Origin of the sequence: uncultured Rikenella sp. (genome assembly GCF_910577125.1) — a bacterium.
Taxonomy (GTDB): Bacteria; Bacteroidota; Bacteroidia; order Bacteroidales; family Rikenellaceae; genus Rikenella.
In genome coordinates this window covers 1-16,037 of the sequence record NZ_CAJTMN010000045.1, presented here as the reverse complement: position 1 = coordinate 16,037, position 16,037 = coordinate 1, and the positions used below count along the sequence as shown (strand labels likewise).

Here is a 16,037-nt window from a genome sequence, read left to right as displayed (position 1 = left end):
CGACGTACACCAGATCGCCTAACCGTCCAAAATTGCCTGCGTCGCGGAAGCCCGGGGCGGGGTACCAGGCCAGCGGGGTTCCCGTTCCCGAGGTGCTTACCTTGTACAACCGACCGTTGGTCGCCTTGTAATCGCCTTTTCCGTAAGATTCCCCCTCCACACCGTCTGAGTAATAGGGGAAGGTCCCTTTTAACGGGGTTTCAGCGTCCCACGTAAAGTCAGACCGGAAAACCAGACCGGCAAAATAGAAAAAGAGTGGCAGAGTAGGGCCGCCCAGAGGCTTATTCATTTCCGAGCGTCGGCGTCGGGTTGGGTTCGTCCGACTCGATCCGGCCGTCGCGTAGCCGGACGATCCGACGCGCATGGCGCGCGATGTCCTCCTCGTGCGTCACCACGATCACCGTGTTTCCCTCCCGATAGATCCTTTCGAAGAGGCGCATGATGTCGATCGACGTCTTCGTGTCGAGGTTTCCCGTCGGTTCGTCCGCCAGAATGATCGACGGATCGTTGACCAGCGCCCGAGCCACCGCCACCCGCTGACGCTGCCCCCCGCTCATCTCGTTCGGCCGGTGCTCCATGCGGTTTTCGAGCCCCACGCTGCGCAGCGCCTCTTCGGCCCGCCGCAGCCGCCGCGACTTCGCGATCCCCGCGTAGACCAGCGGTACGGCCACATTTTCGACCGCCGTGTAACGCGGCAGGAGGTTGAACGTCTGGAACACGAAACCGATCTCCTTGTTGCGCACCTCGGCCAGCTCGTCCTCGTCCATGTCGCTCACGTCCGTGCCGTTCAGCACATAGCGTCCCGAGGTCGGCGTATCGAGACACCCCAGCATGTTCATCAGGGTCGATTTTCCCGATCCCGACGGGCCCATAATCGCCACATAGTCATTGCGATAGATCGTCAGGTCGACCCCGTCCAGCGCGTGTACCGGTTGGTCGCCCACCTCGTAAGTCTTGTGTATGTCGTCGATCGAAATGATCGGTTCTCGGTTCTCCATAGTCACTGGTTGTGAATGGATTAAGGTTAATTCCGGATTCGGAAAAATTGTTTTTGCAGTTTCGGGTCGAAAAACAACACAAGGAGGCCTTGCAGGTGAGCCGCCACGACGTGCGTCTCGGCATACCAGCGTTCGAAATCGCGCCGTTCCCACGCCGTGCGGAACGGTTCGCACAGGCAGACCACCCGCTTTACTTCTTCCCCGTCCGTCACTTCCGCTACGGAACGCACAAATTTCACATTTTCAGCTCCGTATCGAGTGGCAATGACCTCCGGCAACCGCTTCCGCCGATGCGGTAGAACCACCTCGCGCACGAAACGGTACATCATCGGCGAGTGGATGCCCCGCCAGTGCCGTGCCGTGAGTGCGTGTCGAAGACGTGTATAGAGTTGATATACTGTCATTTGCGATTTGTTTGCGCCACCGCCGACCGCCCCGCCCGACAGCCCGTCGAGAGAGCGATCTGGATGTTGTATCCTCCCGTATCCGCATCGATATCAAGCAGTTCGCCTGCGAAGTAGAGCCCCCTGACCCGTCGCGAAGCCAATGTCAGCGGGTCGACCTCCGAAAGGTCGACCCCGCCCGCCGTCACGATCGCCTCCGTGAACGGCCGATAATCCCACACCGGAATCCGCCATTCTTTCAAAGCACAGACGAGCCTCCCGCAATCCGCTGCCGACAGAGAACCCGCCGGCTTCGATAAAGAGAGCCCCGCCGCCCGCGCGATGACCGCCCGCAGTTGTGCGGGCAATAGCTTCTGTAATAGGACTTTAGTTGTTGCATTCCCGCCCAGCGCCTCGACCTCCCGTCCGATGCGGTTCCGCAGCTTCTCCGCCGAGAGGGCCGGTTTCAGATCCACCGCGAGCTCGACCCGCCGCCCGTCGATCAGCGCGTCCACCGCCGTCCGGCTTACCTGCAGGACGATCGCTCCGCCCGCAATCCCCTCCGCCGTGAACTCCATCTCGCCGAACCGCCGCTCCGCCACCGCGCCGTCCACCCACAAAGAGAGTTCTACATTCTTCAGCATCAGCCCCTTCAGTCCTCCCGGAACCGCCACCTCCAACGGCACTAAAGCCGGTCTCAGCGGCTCGATGCAGTGTCCCGCTGCGTCCGCCATCTCGTGTCCGTCGCCCGTCGAGCCCGTCGTCGGATAGCTCACTCCGCCCGTCGCCAGCACTACCGCCCGCGCTTCGAGCCGCTCTCCCGACTCCAGCATCACCCCCTGAATTTGGTTGTCCGCTATCGTCAGCTCCCCGACCGCTGCGTGGCACCGAATTTCCGCCCCCGATGAAACGGCCCACGCCGCCAACGCCTCCGCCACGTCCCACGCCCGTCCCGAAGCCGGAAAAATCCGTCCGCCCCGCTCGTGTGCGAGCGGCACACCCAGTTCATGCTCGACAAACTCGATGGCCGCCCGGTTGTCGAACGCCTCGAACGCCGTCCGGAAAAAGTCCGTCCCCTGTCGCACCTTCGCGAGGAACTCCTCCCGCGGCCGGTCGTTGGTCACGTTGCACCGCCCCTTGCCCGTGATCCGCAGCTTGCGGGCCGGCTTCTCCATCTTTTCGAGCAGCAGCACAGGCCCCCGCCCGCCGAGATATGCCGCCGCCTGTCCCGCCGCCATCAGGCCCGCCGGCCCGCCGCCTATGACAATCAGGTCATACATGCCGCAACGCCTCGATCGACCGGGCCACCCGCTCCGGATCCGTGATGTCCCGTGCAAACTCCTCGACCGTCACCGTCCCGCCCATCGAGACCCGCTCGTTGCGGTACTCCATCCCCCCCTCGACCCGCCGCCGCGCAGACATGTGGAACTCTTCGGCCCCCGTCGCCCGCGCCAATTGCGCCACATTCGATTCGTTCACCCCGCACCCCGGCATAATAATAATCCGCCCCTGCGCCCGGCGCACCAGCTCGGCGATCAATGCCGAACCCGCCGGCGCGCTGGCCTCCTGTCCCGAGGTCAGAATCCGGTCGAACCCCAGCGCGATGATCTCCTCCAGCGCCCCGAACGGGTCGCGGCAGACGTCGAAAGCCCGGTGGAACGTGGTCGAGAGGCCTCCCGCCGCCGCCATCAGCTCCGCGTTCCGTTCCACGTCGATCGTCCCGTCCGCCCGCAGGCAGCCGAAGACCACCCCGTCCGCCCCCGCCGCCTTGGCCGCCTCGATGTCGAGGAGCATCGTCTGCATCTCCGCCGGCGTGTAGAGGAAGTCGCCCCCACGCGGCCGGATAATCACGTTCAGCTGAATCCCGATCGCCCGGCGGGCCGTCACCATCTCGCCGTAGCTCGGCGTCGTGCCCCCCTCCGGAATCCCTGCGCAGAGCTCCACCCGCACGGCCCCTCCCTGCTCCGCCGTCACGCAGCTCGCCGCCGAGTTGGCGCACACTTCGATTTTCGGATTTACCATATGTATGTCCCTTTCCAAGTCGTTACATTTCCCTTCGCATCGCCCACCGTCACCACCAGGCGGTGTCGCGTCTCCGCCCCCGCCGCCGCCCGCTGCGGCACGTACTCCAGCGTGCGGCTCTTCGGATCCCACGCCAGCAGCTCCCACCGGCCGTCCACCGTCAGCGAGTAGCGCACGATGCCCGACAGGTCGTCCGTCGCCCGCCACCGCACCGTCTGGCCTGCCGGAATCCGGCCCTCCGAAGCCAAAGCCGCCGTCACCACCGGCGCCAGCGTGTCCGCCGCCACGGCAAAACACCCCAGCCGCTTCACCTGCGCCGTCACCCGCCGCGTCTCCGCATCCCATCCCCCGCCCATGCTCGAAAGCCGTCCCCGGTCGTCGACCGCTGCCACGACCAGCTTGCTCCGCCGCGAAGCCGGCACGCTGTCCGCCGCCAGCGAAACTGTCGCCGCCCGCTGTAGCGGCACATCTTCCGACCCGATCCGCACCACCGGCCGCCCCGCCACCGTATCCTGCCCCGCCTCCAGCACCATCGATTCGTACAGCGCCCGCCCCGGGATGTCGACCGTCGCCCCCGGCAGCCGGAACTGCGCCCCGCTCCACCACATCACCCCCCGCCCCTGCGGCTCCTCGGTCTCCGGCATCGGCTCGCCCCGGACAATGCTGAATTTCAGGGTCGTCGCATTCCCCGCGTCGTCGCGGATCACCGTCTCGACCCGCCGCTCCGCCGAATCGGCCACCCGGATCGTCCCGTCGCCTAACCGCCGTTCCGGCCCGTAGCTCGCCAGCCGGTTGTTGGGCGAGACGTAAGCCCGCAGCACCGACGTCCGCCGCGCCCGGCGGTTCTCCGGATAGTCGACGAAAGCGGCCACATAGCCGTTGGTCGCGAAGTCGATCCGGTCGAGCCGGAAGCTGAAGTGGCGTCCCCCGTCCATCGTCTGCCGCAGGCTGTAGACCCCCATCGTATTCGACCGCCCCTCCTTGTAGTCGATCACCTCGTAGGCCAGATACCCCGCCCCGTGGAGCCTCAGCACCGAGTCCTCCGGCTGTGTCGTCCCGTCCGGCAGTGTCCGCACCGCCACCGCCTGCCGCAGCCGCCGGCGAGGCGCTCCCGCCACCGAGTCGACCTCGTAGAGCAAGACCCGGCTCACCGTCGGCGGAATCCGGTCGGGCACGCTGAAAACCCCCTCGGCGATCAGGTTCCGCGACCGTCCGTAGGCGTCCCGGATTTCGAAATGGAGGTGCGGCCCGCCCGACGAGCCCGTGTTGCCCAGCGCCGCGATCCGCTGGCCCTGTTTCACCGGGAACTGCCCGCTCGCCGGGTAGAGGTCTACGCGGAATGACCGCTTGGCATATTGCTGGCTCCGCACCCACCGCGCGATGCGCGGTTCGAAGCTCTCTAAGTGTCCGTAGACCGACGTCTCGCCGTTCGGATGGGTCACGTAGAGCACATGCCCGTACCCCGTCGGCGAGACCCCCACGCGCGAGACGAAGCCGTCCGCCGCGGCATAGACAGGACTGCCCGGCCCCTGCAGCGCCCGGATGTCGAGCCCCGTGTGGAAGTGTCCCGAGCGGATCTCGCCCACGTTCCCCGCTAGCTGGATCGCGAACCCCACCGGCGAGCGGTAGTACTCCGCCCCGTAGACCGTTGTTCCTTTTCCCGTTCCGAAAGCCTGCGCGGCGACCCAGACGGTCGCCGCCGCCATGAAAAACAGCCGTTTCCAGTCGATTACCATCGTGTAAAGTCTTCGCCCGGATCGTAGTCCGGGGCCAGTATCCGTTCCAGCATCCGTTGAATCTCGGCGTAGTCGTATCCCCGCCCCATGGCCCACCGGAAGAGTCGCGTCCGGAGGGCGTAGGCGCTTTTCGCCCGGTCACGCTCGCGCAGCAGCCGACGGTAGAGGATCAGCTCCAGCTTCTCCGTCTGGCGCTCCGGCTCGATCTGCTGCAGCGCCTCGGCGATGATCTCCTTCGGAATCCCCTTGGCCTTCAGCCCCAGCTCGATGCGCCGCCGCCCCCAGTTGGCGCAGCTCATCTTGTCGCGCACATAGGCCCGGGCATAGCGCTCCTCGTCCACGAACTTCTCGCGGACGAGCCGTTCGATGATCGGGTCGTAGTCCTCCTTGTTCATCCGCCACCGGAAGAGCGACCGCCGGATGTCGCTGATGCACCGTTCGCTCTTCGCGCAGCTGAGCATCAGCGATTCCAGGGCGCGTTCCGGCGTCTTGGCCGGTTTCGAGAAGTCGATGTTTTCGAGCCTCCGCCGCCTCGGGTGGCGGTCGTAGCCGAACTCTTCGTCGCCGTAGTAGACCATAGCGTTACTTGTTTTCCGATATGAATGTCGCCCGCACGAACCGGTCGCGGCCGTGCAGGTCGCGCATCACCCGCACCTCGGCATAGCCCAGCCCCTGCAACAGTTCCTGCGTCTGGAGGCCGAACCGTTCGTTGATCTCGAACCAGAGCTCGCCTCCCGGTTTCAGGAGCGGCAGCCGCGCGATCGCCCGGTAGAACCGCAGCGGATCGTCGTCCGGCACGTACAGCGCCCCCTCCGGCTCATAGCGCACCACGTTGGCCCGCATCCCGGCCCGTTCCGAGTCGAGCACGTAGGGCGGATTGCTCACCACCAGGTCGAACTTTTCCGCTTCCGGCACCGATGGCCCGCCGCTCAACACATCCCGCCGCACGAATCGCACGCGCCCCCCCACACCAACGGCCTCCGCATTGGAAGCCGCCACCCGCAGCGCCCCCTCCGAGATGTCCCACGCCTCGACACAGGTATCCGTCCCCCATTCCGCCGCCAGCGTGACGGCGATCGCCCCGCTCCCCGTTCCGATGTCCAGCACCCGCCGCCGCAAAGGCCCTGCCAGAATCGCCCGCACCAGCTGCTCCGTCTCGCCCCGCGGAATCAGCGTCTCGGGAGTCACCTCGAACACCCGGCCGCAGAACTCCTCCCGCCCCGTGACGTATTGCACCGGCTCCCACCGCTCCAAACGTCGGAGATCGGCCTCCCACTCCTCCTCCCGCAGGAACTCCTCGTCGCCCCGCAGCACCCGCGCCAGCCGGTCGAACCCGTACTTCTCTTCCGCCAGCCGTCCGACGACCGCCGCCGCCTCGCGGGCGTCGTAAAGGGTCGAAAGGCGGGCGACCGCGGTTTTGTATGTCTCGGAAAAGGTCAAAACGGCACTGCGACTCTCCGGCCTGTCTGCGACAGCCGTCGTATCTTAGCGTAAAGGTAACGATAAAAACCGTATGGGCAAAAGGTGCGGCCTTTCGTTATTTCGACTAATTTTACCGGCAAAATCAGGAGACTGGAAAAACCATGGGAATCGAAACGCGCATATTGGTCGTCGATGACGAGGAGACCCTCTGCGAGGCGCTCCGCTTCAATCTGGAGGCCGCCGGCTATGCCGTCGATGTCGCCCGCAGCGCCGAAGAGGCCCTGACCTTCGACCTCCGGCAGTACGCGCTCATCCTGCTCGACATCATGATGGAAGAGATCAGCGGCGTGAAAATGGCCCGGATACTCAAGAACAGCCCCGCCACCGCCTCGATCCCCATTATCTTTTGCACGGCGAAAGACTCCGAAGAGGATATGGTGGCCGGTCTCGACCTGGGCGCCGACGACTACATCACCAAGCCCTATTCGATTAAAAACGTGCTGGCCCGGGTGCGGAGCGTGCTTCGCCGGACGGGCAGCGCCGCCGAACCCTCCGGCGAGAGTCGCGCCGCAGAACTCGTCTGCGGCGCTTTGGTCGTGGACCTGCAGCAGAAGCAGTGCCGCATCGGCGGCCGGGAGATCCGGATGCCCCGCAAGGAGTTCGAGATTCTGGCCCTGCTGCTCGGCCACCGCGGTCGGATCTTCGCCCGCGAGGAGATCATCGCCCGGGTCTGGCCCGAAGAGACCGTGGTGCTCGACCGCGTGGTCGATGTGAACATCACTCGCCTGCGCGCCAAACTCGGTGAATACGGAACGCATATTGTGACCCGATCGGGATACGGCTATGGCTTCAGGGAGTAACAGACCGACCTTCCACCGCCGCCTGTTTCTGTGGCTGCTCGTCTATTCGTGGCTGATGGTGCTCTGTTTCGCCGCCTTCCAGTACCACCGCGAACGGCGCTTCAAGGCCGGGGAGCTCGACGGCCGGCTCCAGACCCTCAACGAAGCGCTGCTCGGCGCCCTCGACCGGGGCGAGGCGCCCGAGGGCATCGATACCCTGGCCGCCTCCGTCGAGGGGCTGCGCGTCAGCGTCATCGACCTCCGGGGGCATGTCCTGTACGACAACACGCTCGACTCCCTCCCCGGACAGAACCACCTCGAACGGCCGGAGATCGCCGCCGCCCTCCGCGACGGTTCCGGATACACCCTCCGGCGGCACAGCGAAAGCACCGGCGAGACCTATTTCTACTCCGCCCGCAGGGGGCGCGACCGGATCGTCCGCACGGCCGTTCCGTATTCCGTATCGCTGCGGGTATTGCTCCGGGCCGACTACGGTTTCCTGTGGTTCATGATCGGCGTGACCTCCGTGATGAGCCTCGTCGGCTATTTTGCCACCCGGCGCGTGGGGCTCCACGTCTCGCGGCTCAACCGCTTCGCCCGGCAGGCCGAACGCGGCGAGCGCATCTTCGACACTGAACCCTTTCCGAAAGACGAGCTGGGCGAGATCTCCAGCCACATCGTGCGGCTCTACGCCCGGCTGCAGCAGGCCCTCGCCGACCGCGACCGCCAGCACCGCCTGGCCCTGCACGCGGAGCAGGAGAAGATACGCATCAAGAAACAGCTCACGAACAACATCAGCCACGAGCTGAAGACCCCCGTCGCCGCGATGCAGGTGTGCCTTGAGACCCTGATGACCCACCGGAATCTCGCGCCCGAGAAACGCGACGAGTTTCTCGCCCGGTGTTATGCCCAGAGCGAGCGGCTGAAGAACCTCTTGGCCGACGTGTCGCTCATCACCCGGATGGACGACGGCGGCGAGGCGATGGCGAAAACCGCGGTCGACCTGCGGGAGATCGTCGTCGAAGTGTGCGACGAGTTCGAGCCGGCGGCCCGGCGTCAGGGAGTCGTTATCGAGCACGACCTCTCGGCCCCCCTTCCCGTCGCCGGCCATGCCGCGCTGCTCGCCTCCGTCTTCCGGAACCTGATCGCCAACGCCCTCGCTTATTCCGGCGGCCGCCGGATCGAAATCCGGCTCCTCGCCTCGGACAGCGAGACCGTCTCCCTTTCCTTCTCCGACGACGGCTGCGGCGTCGGAGACGAACACCTGCCCCACCTTTTCGAACGCTTCTACCGCGTGGACAAGGGGCGGTCGCGACAGGCCGGCGGAACGGGGCTGGGGCTCTCCATCGTCCGGAATGCCGTTCTGTGGCACGGCGGCGACATCTCGGTCGCGAACCGGCCCGGCGGCGGGCTGATCTTCCATCTGACCCTGAAACGGAAATGACCCATGTGGAAACTCTATGCACTGCTCTCCGCCCTGTTCGCGGCGCTGACCGCCGTCTTCGCTAAAATCGGCGTCCGGGGGCTGGACTCCAATCTGGCCACGGCCATCCGCACGACCGTCGTCCTCCTGCTGACCTGGGGCATCGTCTTCGCCACCGGGCAGCTCCACACGGTGAGGGCCGTCGGACGGACATCGTGGCTCTTCCTGATCCTGTCGGGGCTGGCCACGGGCCTCTCGTGGCTCTGTTATTTCAAGGCCCTCTCGCTCGGCGACGTTTCGCGCGTGGCGCCGATCGACAAGCTGAGCGTCGTCTTCACCCTGCTGCTCGCCTTCCTCCTGCTGAAAGAGCCCGTGACCCTCCGCGTCGTGATCGGCAGTGTGCTGATCACCGCCGGCAGTATTGTCATGCTGGCGAAGTGAGGCGATCTGTCACGAAAGCTTCATCGGAATGAAACATTTATGAAATGTCCGTCCGCTTATTTTGGGGCATCGAACACCAAATAAGCGATTTATGGACATTTTGTTTTTTTGCGTCGTCGTTTTTCTCTTTCTGCTGGCGATCTTCGACCTCTCGGTCGGCGTGAGCAACGACGCCGTGAACTTCCTGAACTCCGCCATCGGCTCCCGGGCCGCCTCCTTCCGCCGGATTCTGATCGTCGCCTCCGTCGGGATCTTCCTCGGCGCGGCCATGAGCAACGGCATGATGGACATCGCCCGCCACGGCATCTTCCGGCCCGAGCAGTTCTCGTTCTACGACCTCCTCTGCATCTTCATGGCCGTGATGGTGACGGACGTCATCCTGCTCGACATCTTCAACACCCTCGGGATGCCCACCTCGACGACCGTCTCGATGGTTTTCGAGCTGCTCGGCGCGACCTTCGTCGTCTCGCTGCTCAAGATGGCCGCCGACACGACGGGACTCGGCCTCAGCGACCTGCTGAACACCGAGAAAGCCCTCTCGGTGATTCTCGGCATCTTCCTCTCGGTGGCCATCGCGTTTTTCTTCGGCACGGTCGTCCAGTTCATCGCCCGGACGATCTTCTCGTTCAACTACAGGAGCCGTCTGAAGTGGAAGATCGGCCTCTTCGGCGGCCTGTGCGCCACCGCCATCGTCTACTTTCTGTTGATCAAGGGGGCCAAAGACCTCACCTTCATGACCCCCGGAGTCAAAGCGTGGATCGACACCCACACCCTCCTGATCATCGGCTCGTGCCTGGCCGGTTTCACCCTCCTGATGCAGCTGCTCCACGCCCTCGGGGCGAACGTCCTGAAAATCGTCGTGCTGATGGGCACCTTCGCCCTCGCGATGGCCTTCGCCGGCAACGACCTCGTCAATTTTATCGGGGTTCCCCTTTCGGGCCTCGCCTCCTATCAGGATTACGTCGCGAACGGCGCAGGCGATGCGCACGGCTTCGCGATGGGGTCGCTCAACGGGCCGGCCGATACGCCGGTCGGGTTTCTGATCGGCGCCGGCGTCATCATGGTCGTCTCGCTCGCCACCTCGAAAAAGGCCCGCAATGTCACCAAAACCGAGATCGGGCTGGGCAGCCAGAACGGCGGCGACGAGATGTTCGGCTCCTCGCGTCTGGCCCGCCGCCTGGTGCGGTGGTCGCTTTCGCTGCTGGCCTGGATCCGTCGGGTGACCCCGCCCCGTCTGCGGCGCTGGTTCCACCGGCGGTTCGATGTCGACCGGACCGTCATGGAGCAGGGAGCCGCTTTCGACCTGATCCGCGGGTCGGTGAACCTCGTCCTCGCCGGCGCCCTGATCGCGCTGGGCACCTCGCTCAAGCTGCCCCTCTCGACCACCTTCGTCACCTTCATGGTGGCCATGGGCACCTCGCTGGCCGACCGCGCCTGGGGCCGCGAGAGCGCCGTATTCCGCATCACGGGCGTGATTTCGGTCATCGGCGGCTGGTTTCTGACGGCCGGAGCCGCCTTTATCGGCGCCGGCATCGTCGTCTTCTGCATGCACAAAGGCGGTTTTTGGGTGATGTTCGCCCTCGCCCTGCTGACCGTATTCCTGATCGTGCGGAGCAACCGCCGCTTCCGGGCCCGGCAGGCCGAAGAGACGGGCGACGCCCTCTTCCAGACCATCCTGACCACCGAAGACCGCACCCGCACCTGGGAGCTGCTGCTGCTCTACATGACCGAACGGCAGCGCCGGTTTTTCCTCTATGCCCGGACGGCCTACGGCACGATCACCGAAGCCTTTCTGCGCGAAGCCATCCGCCCGCTCGACAAGGCGGAAGCCGATCTGGTCGGCCGGAAGCGCATCCTGAAGAACGACCGCCGCAAAGAGACCCTCTGCCTGCGCCGGGTCGGCCGCGAGGTCGCCATCGAGAAGAGCGCCTGGTTCCACCTCGCCAACAACAGCTGCATGTCGATTCTCTACAACCTGCGCCACATCGCCGAGGTGTGCCGGGAGCATGTCGGGAATAACTTTCTGCCCCTTTCGCCGGACTACGCCGCCGATTTCGAGAGCGTCCGCATCCAGGTGACCGGTTTGTTCGACGATACGCTGGCCCTGCTCGGATCTTCCGACATCGAGCGGATTCCCGCCCTGCGCCGCCGGTGCGACGACCTCGCCTCCCGGATCTCCGGCATGTACCACCTCCTGCACGACCGGCTCCAAGAGGGCGATCCGGCGGCGATGACCGTCCTGTACGTCTATCTCAACATGCTCCAGGAGTCGCGGGAGATGCTCTCGAACCTCCGCAAATACCTGCGGGCCTACGCCAAACTGCACGATACGGAATTCTCCGGCCACCCGGCGCCGGCGTACGCGGCGGCCGCGGAAGGGGAAAGGGCCTGACCGATGAACGGATATCTGCGTCTCACCCTGCTGGGTGCCGTGCTGTCGATCGGCAGCCTCCTTCCGTCCCGGGCGGCGGACTCCCTCTCTTACCGGCCCGACATACACGCCACGGTTCGGGCCAAGTACGAATACCAGCCGTCGACCGGTCAGGGGCGTTTCGAAGTTCGGAACGCCCGGGTCGGCATCGAAGGGAAATTGTTCCCGTGGTTCGGCTACAAGGCGGAGATCGACCTCTCCGACGAGGGGAAGATCCGGATGCTCGACGCCTACGTCCGGTTCGACCCCACCCGGCGGTTGAGGTTCACCGTCGGCCAGATGCGCGTCCCCTTCACGATCGACGCCCACCGTTCGCCCCACCGGCAGTATTTCGCCAACCGGTCGTTCATCGCCAAACAGGTCGGGAACGTCCGGGACGTGGGCGCTGTCGCGAGCTATACCTTTTTCGACCGCTCTCCGCTGACGCTCGAAGCCGGAGTCTTCAACGGCTCGGGCCTGACCGACCAGAAAGATTTCTGGACGTCGGACTATCATTTCGCCTTCAAGGCCCAGACGATGCTCGCCCGGCGGGTCAATCTGACGGCCGGTTTCCAGCGGGCCGCCGCGGGCGATACGAAGGTCGACATGTATGCCTTCGGCGGGTACTACGAATCGGGGCGGTGGCACGCCGAGGGCGAATACCTCCGCAAACGGTACGTCGGCGGCGGTTTCCCGCCGGTCGATGCCGTCGACGCGTTCGTCGCCTACCGCTTTCCTTTGCGGGGCGTGCTCTCCTCGCTCTCGCTGCTGGGCCGCTACGACTATATGTCCGACCACAGCCGGGGAGGGCGCGACGAAGACGGGAGCCTGCGGGTCGACGATCCCGAGCGGCATCGTCTGACCGGCGGCCTGACGCTGAGCTTCGGGACAGCGAAGCTTCAGGCCGACATCCGGATCAATTACGAACAATACTTCTACCGTCCTGGAGCGACCCCCCTGCGATCCGAGCAAAGCAAGGCCGTGATCGAGTTTGTGTGCCATTTTTGACACGCATTTCCGCCCTTCCGACGTTCTGTACAGCCGCCTCGGGAGAGACGGAAAAGTTTTTTATCCCGTGTAAAGAATGGTTATTTTTGCCGTTATGACGGAAACGGTTTATATGCAGAGATGCCTGGAGTTGGCGTCGCTCGGGGCAGGCACGGCGTCGCCCAATCCGATGGTGGGCTGTGTGATCGTGCACGACGGGCGGATCATCGGCGAGGGTTGGCACCGGCGGTGCGGCGGGCCCCATGCCGAGGTGAACGCCGTAGCCGATGCCGAACGGCGGGGATACGGGGAACGGCTCTCCGACAGCACGTTGTATGTCAATCTGGAGCCTTGCAGCCACTGGGGCCGGACGCCTCCGTGCGCCGAACTCATCGTCGAAAAGAGGATACCGCGGGTCGTGGTGGGCTGCATCGATTCGTATTGCGAGGTGAGCGGCCGCGGCGTGGCTCGGCTGCGCGAGGCGGGCGTCGAGGTGAGGGTAGGGGTGCTGGAGCGGGAGTGCCTGCACTTCAACCGCCGCTTTTTTACGGCTCAGAATCAGGGGCGGCCGTATGTGATTCTGAAGTGGGCCCAGACGTCGGACGGCTGTCTGGATGCCGTCCGTCCGGGGCCCGAGGTTCCGGCGGCGTGGATGACGGGCCCTGCGGCTCGGGTGCTGGTGCACCGCTGGCGGGCCGAAGAGGATGCCATCCTCGTCGGGACGGAGACGGCGCGGCTGGACGACCCGTCGCTGACGGTGCGGGCGTGGGAGGGTCGGAATCCGCTGCGGGTGGTGCTCGACCGTCGGCTGTCGTTGCCCGAGGGGCTGCATCTGTTCAGCGACGGCGCGGCGCGGACGGTGTTGTTCACCGCGCCGGAGCGGTGTGCGGAGGCGCGGGCGCGTTTCGCCGGGCGGCCGACGGTTGCCGTCGAGGGTTTCGCCGGCGGGGTGGAGGAGGTGTTGCGTGTGCTGGCGGGAGAGCCCTATCGGGTGCAGTCCTTGATTGTGGAGGGGGGCCGTCGGGTGCTGGAGTCGTTCCTCGGCTCGGGGTTGTGGGACGAGGCGCGGGTCTTCACGTCGGGTCTTTCGGCGCGGGAGCTCTACCCGGCCGAGACGGTGCCGTGGAGCGGGGGAGTGGCAGCTCCGCTCCTGCCACCCGCAGCGCAGCTGGCGGACGAGCTTCCCGCCGTGGGGCTGCGGGTCTATGAGAAACGAAATTGATAACTTTTACCTAATTTTGTATTCGGACAGAGGCGACTCTTTCCCAAACATATGAATAAGAAGCGTTATGCTTGTCTTGTAGTTTGGAAACCTGAGAAATTTTCAAAACGAGATACAAGAGATGGCGTAGCGGTTCTCACGCGTATAGCGTGGGCTGCTATTTCTACATCTGTATCTCGGGTTTTCTCAGGACCTCCAAACTAAGACGTGGCATGGCAGTTCCACGCTTCGTCGTTTAATAAAAAAAGTTCTTACGGAGCTGGAGAACGGAGAAAATGCTATGAAAAAGTTATTTACCCTGACGTTTTTGCTCCTGCTTTCAGTCGCCGCATGGGCGCAAAAAGATGTGACCCGTTTTCTGGGTATTCCGGTCGATGGCACCAAATCCGAGATGATTCGTAAACTGAAAGAAAAAGGTTTTCGAAGTTCTTCCTATGATAGCGATATTTTGGAAGGGGAATTCAACGGACGTGATGTTAGTATTCATGTAGCAACAAATAATAATAAAGTTTACCGGATTATGGTAGCTGATGATAATATGGTTGATGAAAGGGCTATCCAGATTCGGTTTAATAATTTGTGTAGGCAGTTTGAAAATAATGATAAATATGTGGTGTTGCAGAGTGATAGAATACCTGAAAATGAGGATATTTCTTATGAAATAATGGTTCATAAGAAACAATATCAAGCTGCTTTTTGTCAGAAGTCAACCGGAGATATTCTGGATGTAAAAAAATCTGTTTGGTTTATGATAACACATCTGTACGGAAAATATGGGATTGCTATATTTTACGACAACGAATACAATCGTGCCGACGGCGAGGATTTGTAATTTTTAAATAACGAAGGGTTGCTCATTGAGCAACCCTTCGTTCATGTTTACGCCGCGTGTTCCCCGTAGGCCCGCACCGCCAGCCGACGAACCCACACCACGAAGCTCCCCGTCAGGATCAGGTTCAACACCAGCGTCAGCACCGAAATCACCAGCGCCGGCCCTCCGATGCCGTATCCCAGCGCAATGAAAATAATTCCGGCCCCCACCTCGCCCCGCGTGAACATCCCTACCGAGAGCGCCAGCCGCTCCTCCAGCATCCGGTCGCGGTAGAAGAACAGCGGCACCAGCTTCCCCACGTTCGACAGCAGCGACACCACCAGCACATGAACCGCGATCGCCCCCCACGACATCATCGGCTGCGTGCCGAGTATCGACGGCGCTCCGCCCTCCGCCGCCGACGAGGCCGAAAATTCCGCCATCGCTTCGCTGCCCGCGAAGTAGGGCATGCTCAGCCCGACGAGCAGCATGAACAGGAACGAGATTCCGGTGCTCACGCGGTATTCGATCGGGCTGTCGATGTGCCGGTGACGCATCACCATCCCTAAGACGAACGCCGGCAGCAGGACTTCGATATGAATATGAAACAGCCGGTTCACGAGCCACGTCACGAAGATCACCCCCACGGCATAGAGCAGAATGGCCCACCAGCGTTGCCCCATGTCGAACCGGGCCAGAAACCGCCACCCGAAGCCCAGCAGGACGGTTACAACCGCCAGTATCACAATGACTTCCGACCGGAAACCCACCATCATGATCTGCAGCGGAATCATCAGCAGAATGGTGTCCAGGTCGTCGAAAATGGCGAGCACCTGTATTTTGCGATAAATCCAGCTGCGCCCCAACCCGATCGCGGCGAGCATCGTGAACAGTATCCCGGCTGAGGTCGGCGCGGCGAACCGGCTCAGCAGCAGGCTCTCTTTCCAGGCTCCCCAGTCGCCGTAACAGCTCTCGGGCAGCAGCACGAAGACGTAGTAGACGGCGACCAGGAGCCACGGCAGCGCTGCGGTGGCCATCGCGATGAAGTAGTCGCTCACGTAGCTCCGCCAGCGGGCTTTTTCGACTTCGAACTCCCGCCCGACGTTGATCATGATGAAGGCGAGGCAGATGTACAGCATAACGTTCGAGGTCTCTTTGAAGGCCCGGTAGGCGGTTTCGGAGAGGGTGTTCGGCAGTATCTGCGAGGCGATGAGCCCGATAATAAGGAATAATGAAAATAGTAAAATCTTTCGCATCCGATTATGTCGTTTTAATCGTTCGTTTATCTGTGTCTACCCGCATGGAACCGTACCTTTTCTGAAGAAAAGGTACCCAAAAGACTT

General features: G+C 63.4%; 15 protein-coding genes. 7 read left to right on the top strand and 8 right to left on the bottom strand.

Annotated elements, in window-relative coordinates:
- Positions 1–281: 281 nt before the first annotated feature.
- Genes QZ292_RS06250 through prmC form a run of 7 tightly spaced genes read right to left on the bottom strand, consistent with a single transcriptional unit; the run spans position 282 to position 6,579 of the window.
- Positions 282–998, bottom strand: a complete 717-nt coding sequence (locus tag QZ292_RS06250; protein ID WP_294599368.1) for an ABC transporter ATP-binding protein — start codon at positions 996–998, stop codon at positions 282–284.
- 26 nt (positions 999–1,024) lie between these two features.
- Positions 1,025–1,402 (bottom strand): hypothetical protein, encoded by a 378-nt coding sequence (locus QZ292_RS06245; RefSeq protein WP_294599366.1) that lies wholly within the window; start codon positions 1,400–1,402, stop codon positions 1,025–1,027.
- A complete protein-coding gene (locus QZ292_RS06240; protein WP_294599364.1) occupies positions 1,399–2,661 on the bottom strand; it encodes an NAD(P)/FAD-dependent oxidoreductase in 1,263 nt (420 codons plus the stop codon). Before QZ292_RS06240 ends, QZ292_RS06245 begins: the two co-directional genes overlap by 4 nt.
- A complete protein-coding gene (locus QZ292_RS06235) occupies positions 2,654–3,403 on the bottom strand; it encodes a copper homeostasis protein CutC (RefSeq protein WP_294599362.1) in 750 nt (249 codons plus the stop codon). The genes QZ292_RS06240 and QZ292_RS06235 overlap by 8 nt, the downstream gene beginning before the upstream one ends.
- Positions 3,397–5,139: a M23 family metallopeptidase gene (locus tag QZ292_RS06230; protein WP_294599359.1), complete on the bottom strand. Its 1,743-nt coding sequence runs from the start codon at positions 5,137–5,139 to the stop codon at positions 3,397–3,399. The genes QZ292_RS06235 and QZ292_RS06230 overlap by 7 nt, the downstream gene beginning before the upstream one ends.
- Positions 5,133–5,717: a regulatory protein RecX gene (locus QZ292_RS06225; protein ID WP_294599355.1), complete on the bottom strand. Its 585-nt coding sequence runs from the start codon at positions 5,715–5,717 to the stop codon at positions 5,133–5,135. The genes QZ292_RS06230 and QZ292_RS06225 overlap by 7 nt, the downstream gene beginning before the upstream one ends.
- Positions 5,718–5,721: 4 nt before the next feature.
- A complete protein-coding gene (gene prmC / locus QZ292_RS06220; protein WP_294599351.1) occupies positions 5,722–6,579 on the bottom strand; it encodes a peptide chain release factor N(5)-glutamine methyltransferase in 858 nt (285 codons plus the stop codon).
- Positions 6,580–6,722: 143 nt separating this feature from the next.
- Between prmC and QZ292_RS06215 the strand changes: the two genes are divergently transcribed.
- From QZ292_RS06215 to QZ292_RS06185, 7 genes are all read left to right on the top strand, one after another.
- Positions 6,723–7,421: a response regulator transcription factor gene (locus QZ292_RS06215; protein WP_294599349.1), complete on the top strand. Its 699-nt coding sequence runs from the start codon at positions 6,723–6,725 to the stop codon at positions 7,419–7,421.
- Positions 7,405–8,844: a HAMP domain-containing sensor histidine kinase gene (locus tag QZ292_RS06210; RefSeq protein WP_294599346.1), complete on the top strand. Its 1,440-nt coding sequence runs from the start codon at positions 7,405–7,407 to the stop codon at positions 8,842–8,844. Before QZ292_RS06215 ends, QZ292_RS06210 begins: the two co-directional genes overlap by 17 nt.
- A gap of 3 nt (positions 8,845–8,847) precedes the next feature.
- On the top strand, positions 8,848–9,264 hold the full coding sequence (locus QZ292_RS06205; protein ID WP_294599344.1) for an EamA family transporter: 417 nt from the start codon (positions 8,848–8,850) through the stop codon (positions 9,262–9,264).
- Positions 9,265–9,355: 91 nt separating this feature from the next.
- Positions 9,356–11,656, top strand: coding sequence for an inorganic phosphate transporter (locus QZ292_RS06200; protein ID WP_294599341.1), 2,301 nt, complete (start codon positions 9,356–9,358; stop codon positions 11,654–11,656).
- Between the two features lie 3 nt (positions 11,657–11,659).
- Positions 11,660–12,682, top strand: a complete 1,023-nt coding sequence (locus tag QZ292_RS06195; RefSeq protein WP_294599338.1) for a porin — start codon at positions 11,660–11,662, stop codon at positions 12,680–12,682.
- 112 nt (positions 12,683–12,794) lie between these two features.
- Positions 12,795–13,883, top strand: a complete 1,089-nt coding sequence (gene ribD / locus QZ292_RS06190; RefSeq protein ID WP_294599335.1) for a bifunctional diaminohydroxyphosphoribosylaminopyrimidine deaminase/5-amino-6-(5-phosphoribosylamino)uracil reductase RibD — start codon at positions 12,795–12,797, stop codon at positions 13,881–13,883.
- Positions 13,884–14,163: 280 nt separating this feature from the next.
- Positions 14,164–14,715 (top strand): hypothetical protein, encoded by a 552-nt coding sequence (locus QZ292_RS06185; RefSeq protein WP_294599333.1) that lies wholly within the window; start codon positions 14,164–14,166, stop codon positions 14,713–14,715.
- A gap of 47 nt (positions 14,716–14,762) precedes the next feature.
- On the opposite strand, the gene QZ292_RS06180 is transcribed toward QZ292_RS06185, so the two are convergent.
- Positions 14,763–15,950: a sodium:proton antiporter gene (locus QZ292_RS06180; protein ID WP_294599330.1), complete on the bottom strand. Its 1,188-nt coding sequence runs from the start codon at positions 15,948–15,950 to the stop codon at positions 14,763–14,765.
- Between the last annotated feature and the right edge of the window lie 87 nt (positions 15,951–16,037).

Bases quoted from the DNA above. Each gene is read 5' to 3' on its own strand.
- QZ292_RS06250 (WP_294599368.1), bottom strand. From the start codon at position 998: ATGGAGAACCGAGAACCGATCATTTCGATCGACGACATACACAAGACT.
- QZ292_RS06245 (WP_294599366.1), bottom strand. From the start codon at position 1,402: ATGACAGTATATCAACTCTATACACGTCTTCGACACGCACTCACGGCA.
- QZ292_RS06240 (WP_294599364.1), bottom strand. From the start codon at position 2,661: ATGTATGACCTGATTGTCATAGGCGGCGGGCCGGCGGGCCTGATGGCG.
- QZ292_RS06235 (WP_294599362.1), bottom strand. From the start codon at position 3,403: ATGGTAAATCCGAAAATCGAAGTGTGCGCCAACTCGGCGGCGAGCTGC.
- QZ292_RS06230 (WP_294599359.1), bottom strand. From the start codon at position 5,139: ATGGTAATCGACTGGAAACGGCTGTTTTTCATGGCGGCGGCGACCGTC.
- QZ292_RS06225 (WP_294599355.1), bottom strand. From the start codon at position 5,717: ATGGTCTACTACGGCGACGAAGAGTTCGGCTACGACCGCCACCCGAGG.
- QZ292_RS06215 (WP_294599349.1), top strand. From the start codon at position 6,723: ATGGGAATCGAAACGCGCATATTGGTCGTCGATGACGAGGAGACCCTC.
- QZ292_RS06210 (WP_294599346.1), top strand. From the start codon at position 7,405: ATGGCTTCAGGGAGTAACAGACCGACCTTCCACCGCCGCCTGTTTCTG.
- QZ292_RS06205 (WP_294599344.1), top strand. From the start codon at position 8,848: ATGTGGAAACTCTATGCACTGCTCTCCGCCCTGTTCGCGGCGCTGACC.
- QZ292_RS06200 (WP_294599341.1), top strand. From the start codon at position 9,356: ATGGACATTTTGTTTTTTTGCGTCGTCGTTTTTCTCTTTCTGCTGGCG.
- QZ292_RS06195 (WP_294599338.1), top strand. From the start codon at position 11,660: ATGAACGGATATCTGCGTCTCACCCTGCTGGGTGCCGTGCTGTCGATC.
- ribD (WP_294599335.1), top strand. From the start codon at position 12,795: ATGCAGAGATGCCTGGAGTTGGCGTCGCTCGGGGCAGGCACGGCGTCG.
- QZ292_RS06185 (WP_294599333.1), top strand. From the start codon at position 14,164: ATGAAAAAGTTATTTACCCTGACGTTTTTGCTCCTGCTTTCAGTCGCC.
- QZ292_RS06180 (WP_294599330.1), bottom strand. From the start codon at position 15,950: ATGCGAAAGATTTTACTATTTTCATTATTCCTTATTATCGGGCTCATC.